Source organism: Conyzicola sp., assembly GCF_046714715.1.
Taxonomy (GTDB): domain Bacteria; phylum Actinomycetota; class Actinomycetes; order Actinomycetales; family Microbacteriaceae; genus Conyzicola.
This window is the reverse complement of sequence record NZ_JBKKAD010000155.1, coordinates 1-7,874: the sequence shown is the minus strand read 5'-3', so window position 1 is coordinate 7,874 and position 7,874 is coordinate 1. Positions and strand designations below refer to the sequence as shown.

Annotated in this window: 7 protein-coding genes; all 7 read right to left on the bottom strand. The window is 67.6% G+C overall.

Translation table 11 applies throughout. From position 1 onward, the window contains the following. Window positions 1-51: 51 nt before the first annotated feature. Window positions 52-2,553, bottom strand: coding sequence for a phenylalanine--tRNA ligase subunit beta (pheT, locus tag ACLQ6X_RS11575; protein ID WP_411700314.1), 2,502 nt, complete (start codon window positions 2,551-2,553; stop codon window positions 52-54). Beyond that, on the bottom strand, window positions 2,553-3,593 hold the full coding sequence (gene pheS, locus ACLQ6X_RS11570; protein WP_411700313.1) for a phenylalanine--tRNA ligase subunit alpha: 1,041 nt from the start codon (window positions 3,591-3,593) through the stop codon (window positions 2,553-2,555). Before pheS ends, pheT begins: the two co-directional genes overlap by 1 nt. 23 nt (window positions 3,594-3,616) lie before the next feature. Further along, on the bottom strand, window positions 3,617-4,531 hold the full coding sequence (locus ACLQ6X_RS11565) for an amino acid ABC transporter permease (RefSeq protein WP_411700312.1): 915 nt from the start codon (window positions 4,529-4,531) through the stop codon (window positions 3,617-3,619). Beyond that, window positions 4,528-5,175: an amino acid ABC transporter permease gene (locus tag ACLQ6X_RS11560; RefSeq protein WP_411700311.1), complete on the bottom strand. Its 648-nt coding sequence runs from the start codon at window positions 5,173-5,175 to the stop codon at window positions 4,528-4,530. The genes ACLQ6X_RS11565 and ACLQ6X_RS11560 overlap by 4 nt, the downstream gene beginning before the upstream one ends. 82 nt (window positions 5,176-5,257) lie before the next feature. Continuing rightward, entirely contained in the window at window positions 5,258-6,112 is an 855-nt protein-coding gene (locus ACLQ6X_RS11555; RefSeq protein ID WP_411700310.1) for a glutamate ABC transporter substrate-binding protein, read from the bottom strand. A 65-nt stretch (window positions 6,113-6,177) separates the two neighbouring features. Further along, window positions 6,178-6,915 carry an amino acid ABC transporter ATP-binding protein gene (locus ACLQ6X_RS11550; RefSeq protein ID WP_411700309.1) on the bottom strand — a complete coding sequence of 246 codons (738 nt, stop codon included), beginning with the start codon at window positions 6,913-6,915 and terminating at the stop codon, window positions 6,178-6,180. A gap of 69 nt (window positions 6,916-6,984) precedes the next feature. After that, window positions 6,985-7,788, bottom strand: a complete 804-nt coding sequence (locus ACLQ6X_RS11545; RefSeq protein ID WP_411700308.1) for a TrmH family RNA methyltransferase — start codon at window positions 7,786-7,788, stop codon at window positions 6,985-6,987. Window positions 7,789-7,874: the final 86 nt, after the last annotated feature.

Genomic DNA, 7,874 nt, shown 5'->3' with positions numbered 1-7,874 from the left:
TGTCGACCTCTCGACACCCGCCACAACTGCACCACCGGCACGCCAGAGGCGTTATTCGCGCAAGGCCGCGCCGAAACGGGCCGCAGCGAGCTTCACCGCGGCGGTCTTCGCCTCGGTGGCCTCGGCGGCGGTGAGCGTGCGGTCGGGCGCCCGGAAACGCAGGGCGAAGGTCAGCGACTTCGACCCCGGCTCGATGCCGGTGCCGCGGTAGTCGTCGACGAGCCGCGCAGTCTCGAGCAGGGAACCGGCGCCCTCGATGACCGTCGCGAGCACGAAGCCTGCGGGCGTGGCATCCGAGACGACGACCGACAGGTCTTGCGTCGCCGCCGGGAACGACACGATCGGCGTGGGCGTCACCTCGTCGCTGGTGCTCGTGATGAGCGCGTCGAGGTCGACCTCGAGCAGGGCGACCACGCGCGGAAGATCGCGGTCGCCGGCGATGGCGGGCAGCAGTTCGCCCGCGTAGCCGACGAGGCTGTCGCCCGCCCAGAGCTCGGCGGTGCGTCCGGGGTGCATGGCCTGGTGGCTGCCCTGCCGCACGGTGATGGTCGCGCCGACCGCGAGGGCCAGCTGGTGCGCCGCGGCGATCGCGTCGGCGACACCCGTGTGCACGGCGGTGAGGCCCGGCTGCTTCGCGACGGCGTCGCCGACGAAGAGCGCGCCGACGTGCCACGGCTGCGGCGGGATCGACGCGTTGAGCGCGAGCAGTGTGTCGTCGCTCGGGCGCGCGTTGCCGACGGGCAACGGGCCGCTGCCGTAGGTCTCGCCCGCGACCGGCTGGAAGACCAGGCCGACCTCGAAGAGCGCGAGATCGGTGAGGCCGCGCGACAGGTTGCGACGGGCCGCGTCGATGAGCCCGGGCAGAACCGACGTGCGCATCCAGCCGAACTCGCTGTCGAGCGGGTTCGCGAGCTTGATCGCGGGCACGGCGCCGCCGGTCGCGGAACCGAACAGGTCGTTGCTCGCGCTCGTGACGAACGAGTAGGAGAGCACCTCGGTGAGGCCGCCACCCGCGAGCGCACGCGACGCCGAACGGCGCAGCTGCTGCGAACGGGTGAGTCCGCGGCCGGGGGGCGCGACGGGCAGCACCGACGGGATGCGGTCGTAGCCGACGATGCGGGCGATCTCCTCGACGAGGGTGGCCTTGTCGGTGAGGTCGGGTCGCCAGGTCGGGGGCGTGACGGTGTAGATGCCGGATGTCGCGGAGAGCTCGGCGCCGATCGTGGTGAGCGACGACTCGATCTCGTCTGCGGTGTAGGCGACGCCCATCAACTTCGCGGCGTAGTCGGCCGGAAGCTCGATCGGCGCGGGCGCCGTGGCGGCGTTGTAGCTGGAGCCGAGGGTGTCGACGGTGCCGCCGGCGAGGTCGACCAGCAGTTCGGCGACGCGCGCGACCGCGGGGGCGGCCACGGCGGGGTCGACGCCGCGCTCATAGCGTTTGGCCGCCTCGCTGGGCAGCTTGTGACGGCGGGCGGTGCGCGCGATGGAGACCGGCTCCCAGTTTCCCGCCTCGATCAGCACGTCGACCGTGCCGGTCGTCATCTCGGTCTTCGCGCCGCCCATAACGCCGGCGAGCCCGATCGGGCCGGACTCGTCGGTGACGAGCAGGTCTTCGACGTCGAGCGAGCGCACCTTGCCGTCGAGCGTCTCGAACGTCTCGCCGGCGGTGGCGCGGCGGATCGTGATGCCGCCGGTGAGGGTGGCGAGGTCGTAGCCGTGGATCGGCTGGCCGAGCTCGAACATCACGTAGTTCGTGATGTCGACCGGGAGCGAGATGGAACGCACCCCGGCGAGGGCGAGGCGCGCGACCATCCACGACGGGGTCGGGCGGGTGGCGTCGATGCCGCGCACGACGCGGGCCTCGAACACCGAGACGCCGGCGCGGCCGCGGATCGGGGCGGTGTCGTCGATGGTGACGGGGAATCCGGTCGCGGGGGTTTCGACAGGCTCAACCAGCGTGAGCGCGGGGTCGCGGAAGGCCGCACCGGTGGAATGCGAGTACTCGCGGGCGACACCGCGCACCGACAGGGCGTAGCCGCGGTCGGGCGTGACGTTGATCTCGACGGCGAAGTCGTGCAGGCCGAGCAGTTCGAGCGCGTCGGCGCCGACCTCCGGGTCGAGGCCCAGGTTGCCCAGCACCAGGATGCCGTCGTGCTCTTCGCCGAGGCCGAGCTCGCGCGCCGACGCCATCATGCCGTCGGACACGTGGCCGTAGGTCTTTCGTGCCGCGATCGGGAACGGGCCGGGCAGCACGGCGCCGGGCAGCGACACGACGACCTTGTCGCCGACCGCGAAGTTGTGCGCGCCGCAGACGATGCCGCGGGGTTCGGCTTCTCCGACATCGACGCTGCACCAGTTGATGGTCTTGCCGTTGGTCTGCGCCTCGGGCGTGAACTCGAGAACCTGGCCGACCACGACGGGTCCGGTGAGGTCGAAGCCGTGGAAGCCCTCTTCCTCGAAGCCGACCTTGACCAGGGCGGCGTGTAGGTGCTCGACGGAGACGTCTTCGGGCAGGTCGACGTACTCGCCGAGCCAGCTGACGGGGATACGCATCAGACCACCATTCCGAACTGCTGGCTGAAGCGGATGTCGCCCTCGACCATGTCTCTCATGTCGTTCATGTCATTGCGGAACTGCAGCGTGCGGTCGATGCCCAGACCGAAGGCGAAGCCCTGGTATTCGTCGGGGTCGATGCCGGCCGCGCGAAGCACGTTGCGATTGACCATCCCGCATCCGCCCCACTCCACCCAGCGCGCGCCGCCCTTGGCGTTCGGCTGCCAGACGTCCATCTCGGCGCTGGGCTCGGTGAACGGGAAGAAGTTGGGGCGCAGGCGAATCTGGGCGCCCTCGCCGAACAGCGCGCGGGCGAGGTGCTCGAGCGTGCCGCGCAGGTGCGCCATGGTGAGGCCCTTGTCGATCGCGATGCCCTCGATCTGGTGGAAGACGGGGGTGTGCGTCGCGTCGAGCTCGTCGGTGCGGTAGACGCGGCCGGGCGCGACGATGTAGACGGGCAGCTCACGGCCCAGCAGCGAACGGATCTGCACGGGGCTCGTGTGCGTGCGCAGCACGAGGTGCTTCTCGACCGGGTCGACGAAGAAGGTGTCCTGCATGGCGCGGGCGGGGTGGTCTTCGTCGAAGTTGAGCGCGTCGAAGTTGAACCACTCGTTCTCGAGCTCGGGGCCCTCCGCGATCTCCCAGCCCATGCCGACGAAGATGTCGCTCATCTTCTCCATAAGAAGAGAGATCGGATGACGCGCTCCGCCCGTCCAGCGCAGCGGAACCGCCGTCACGTCTACCGCCTCCGCGGCGAGCTTCGCGTTCTCCTCGGCGACGGCCAGTTCGGCCTCACGCGCGGCGACCGCCTGGTTCACGGTGCCGCGGGCCTGTCCGACGAGCTTGCCGGCGGCGGCCTTCTGGTCGCCGGGCACGCTGCGCATCAGCGCGTTGAGCTGGGCGATCGTCGAGGTCTCCCCCGTGTGCGCGGCGCGGGCGAGCTTGAGCTCGCTCACCGTCGTGGTGGCTGCGACCGCGGCGAGGGCGGCGTCAACCGCCGCTGCGACGGCTTCTTCGGTGATCTGGGTGGGTTCTGACACAAGCACCGAGTTTAGCGGGCCGGCTAGAGGATGGCTCCGCCACCGGAGCCCGAGCCGCCTGCGTCGGGGTAAAGCAGTACGGGCTCGCCCACGGTCGTGGGACGGCCCTTCTTTTTCCGTCCGGCTGCCGTGCGACGGGCGACGATCCGGGCGATCCACGACAGCAGCAGGTTGATGCCCAGGTAGATCGCGAGCACGATCACGAACAGCGAGAACCGGTAGCTCTCGCCGTAGAAGTTCACCAGATAGGTCATGACGTAGCGCAGCAGCTCGGGGTAGCTGATCACGTAGGCGAGCGACGTGTCCTTCAGGAGCACGACGAGCTGGGCGATGATGATGGGCAGCATCTGGCGGAACGCCTGCGGGAACTCGATCTTGAAGCGTGTCTGCAGGGGCGTGAGGCCGATGGCGAGCCCGGACTCGCGCTGGCCCTTCGGCAGCGAGTTGACGCCGGCGCGCAGCGCCTCGCCGATGATCGCGCCGTTGTAGACCGCGAGGCCGACCACGCCGGCCCAGTACGATCCGGTGCTGAACACGAGCAGCGTGAACAGCATGAGCAGCAGCACCGGGATGCCGCGGAAGAACTCGAGCAGGATCGAGACGGGCACGCGGATCCACTTCGTGGCCGAGATGCGGCCGAAGCAGAACAGCACGCCGATGATGAGCGCGCCGATGGCCCCGGCGACGAACATCGCGAGTGTCGCCTGCACGCCGCGGAGGATGCCGAGCCACAACTGCACATCGCTGAAGATGTCCCAGCGGCTGGCGTCGAGCAGGCTCGGCTGCACGTTGCCGTTGATCGAGACGCGCGGCGCCGCGAGGGCGGTGATGATCCACGCCACGAGGGCCAGGATCAGCACGATGCCGATGATCGAGATGATGCGGGACAGGCGCTTGGCCTTGGGTCCCGGGGCGTCGTACAGAATGGAGGAACTCATCGCAGGATCGCCACCTTCTTCTCGATGCGCGCGGCTATCTGGCCGAGCGGGATGGTGATGATCAGGTAGAAGACGGCGACGGCGACGAGGATCGCGATGACCGCGTCACCGCGGTCGTTGATGACGACGCGGGCCGAGGCGAAGAGCTCGATCACGAAGAATCCGCCGGCGACGGAGGTGTTCTTGGTGAGAGCGATGAAGACGTTGATGAGCGGCGGCACGACCATGCGCAGCGCCTGGGGCATGACCACGAGACGCAGGGTCTGGCCGAAGCCGAGTCCGATGCTGCGGGCGGCTTCCGCCTGGCCGATCGGCACGCCGTTGATTCCCGACCGGATGGCCTCGGCGAAGAACGGCGAGGTGTACACCGCGAGACCGACGGTCGCGAGGGGGAAGAAGTCGGCGCGGATGCCGAGGTACGGCACGACCACGGCCATGAAGAACAAGACGAGTGTGAGCGGGGTGTTGCGCACGATCTCGGTGTAGACCGCCGCGAATCCGCGGAACGACGCTACCGGCGAGATGCGCATGGCCGCGACGACGATGCCTATCGCGAGCGCCGAGGCGCCGGAGATGATGAGGAGGGTGAGCGTGCGCCCGAATCCTTCGAGGAAAACGGGAAGGTTCTCGATTACGGCATCCACAGCCCACCTCCCTTTCTTGTTGTTATCGCCGGGGAATGGCCCGCGCGGCGAACCGCGCGGGCCATTCCGTGAGTGCTGCGGATTAGCGCGTGTAGTTGTCTACAGCGGGCGGCTCGGGAAGGTCGAGGACCTTGCCGGCGGTCGCCTCCCAGGCGGCCTCCCAGTCGCCGTCGTCGTACGCCTCGGTGAGGGTGTCGTTGATCCAGGCACGGAACTCGTCGTCTTCGAGCGCGAGGCCGATGCCGTAGGGCTCCTGCGTGAACGGGTTGTTCACGACCTCGAACTCGCCCTCGTTCTGGTCGGCGAGGCCGGCGAGGATGACGTTGTCGGTCGAGACCGCAACGACGGCGCCGGTGCGCAGGGGCTCGAGGCAGTCGCTGTAGCCGGCGGCCGGGAGAACAACGGCGCCGTACTCGGCGAGGTTCTTCTCGCTCGTGGAGCCGGAGACGCTGCAGACGTTCTTGCCCTCGAGGTCTTCGGGGCCTTCGATGCCCTCGGGGTTGCCCTCGAGAACCAGGATGTCCTGGCCGGCCTCGTAGTAGGGTCCCGCGAACGAGACGACTTCTTTACGGGCGTCGTTGATCGTGTAGGTCGCGATGACGAGGTCGACCTGTCCGCTCTGGATGAAGGGCTCGCGGTTGGTGGACACCGTCTCGGTCCAGGTGATGCCATCGGCGGGGATCCCGAGCTTGGCGGCGATCAGCTTGCCGATCTCGACGTCGAAGCCGACGGGGTCGCCGTCGGGTCCGGCGAGGCCGAACAGCGGCTGGTCGAACTTGGTGCCGATGGTGATTTCGCCGGCCTCGTTGAGCGCGGCCATGGTCGTTCCCTCGTCGAAGCTGACATCTTCTTCGACGGTCGCCTCGGGTGCGGTCTCAGCCGAGTTGGTGCAGGCGCTGAGCGCGAGCACGCCGGTGAGGGCGATGGCTGAGATCATTAGACTTTTTTTGAGTCTCATGGTTTCCTCCTGGTTGCTGTGTTGCTGTGTTGCTCGCCCACCGATTAGTGGGTGAGGACCTTCGAGAGGAAGTCTTGCGCTCTCGTGCTTTGGGGGTCGGTGAAGAACTTCTCGGGGGTGGCCTCTTCGACGATCGATCCGTCTGCCATGAACAACACGCGCTGGGCGGCCTTGCGGGCGAATCCCATCTCGTGGGTGACGACGACCATGGTCATACCGTCTTTGGCGAGGCCGACCATCACGTCGAGAACCTCGGTGATCATCTCGGGGTCGAGGGCCGAGGTCGGCTCGTCGAACAGCATGACCTTCGGGTCCATCGCGAGGGCGCGGGCGATGGCCACGCGCTGCTGCTGCCCGCCGGAGAGCTGCGACGGCATCTTGCTGGCCTGGTTGGCCACTCCCACCCGGTCGAGCAGTTCCATGGCGCGCTTGTTGGCGTCGGCTTTGGAGCGCTTGCGCACGTTGGTCTGGCCGAGGGTGACGTTCTCGAGGATCGTCTTGTGCGAGAACAGGTTGAAGCTCTGGAACACCATTCCCACGTCGGCGCGCAGCTTCGCGAGCTCGGAACCTTCGGCGGGCAGAGGCTTACCGTCGATCGTGATGGTGCCGCTGTCGATGGTCTCGAGGCGGTTGATCGCCCGGCACAGCGTGGACTTGCCCGAGCCGCTGGGGCCGATGACGACGACCACTTCACCACGGTGGATCGTGGTGGTGATGTCTTTCAGAACGTGCAGTTCGCCGTAGTGCTTGTTGACGTGGTCGACTACGACGAGAGGTTCCATGCCCCCACCCAACCACACGGGTCGGGTGGGGTACAAACTTGAACGAACTTCTTAACTAAGTTGAAACAATCAGGCGGAGCGGTGCGCGAACGCGCTTTCATACAGGCAGACGGATGCCGCGGTCGCCAGATTCATCGATTCTGCGTGGCCATAGATCGGCACGGTGATGGCCTTGTCGGCGAGGGCGTAGTGCTCGTCGTTCAGTCCGCGGGCCTCGTTGCCGAACAGCCACGCGGTGGGCTTGTCGAGCACACCGGTGGTGCGGGCCTCGAGCAGGTCGGCGCCCTTGATGTCGGCGGCGAGGATCTGCAGGCCGTAGCCCTTGACCTTCTCGATGACGGTCTCGAGGTCGGCCGCGATCGCGACGGGGATGTGGAAGATCGATCCGGTGGTCGCTCGCACGACCTTCGGGTTGTAGAGGTCGACACTCCGGCCGGTCAGGATGATCGCATCGGCACCGGCGGCATCCGCGGCCCTGATGATCGTTCCCGCGTTGCCCGGGTCGCGTACCTCTTCGAGGATGGCGATGAGCTTCGGCTCCGCCGCGAGGATGTCTTTGAGCGAGGTGGGGAACTGCTTGCAGACGGCGATGATGCCCTGGGGCGTCACGGTGTCGGCCATGGAGTCGAGCACGTCTTCTGTCACGAATTCGACCTCGAGGTCGATCTCGTCGGCGATTCTCGCGATCTCGGGGTACTTGTCGAGGGCTGTCGGAGTGGCGAAGAGCTCAACGAGAAGCTCCGACCGGTAGGTGAGGGCTTCGGTAACGGCTTGGGGGCCCTCCAAAAGGAAGAACCCGGTCTGCAACCGGGCGTCTCTCTTGGCCAGCTTTGCCACGCCGCGTACTCGAGGGGAGCGCGGGTTGTCGATCATGCCGCCAGTTTAGGCGTCAGAACGGCCGGTTAACGGCCGCCGCGCTGACGCTCACGAGGAGCGCTAGCGCGGCGGCGGGATAATAC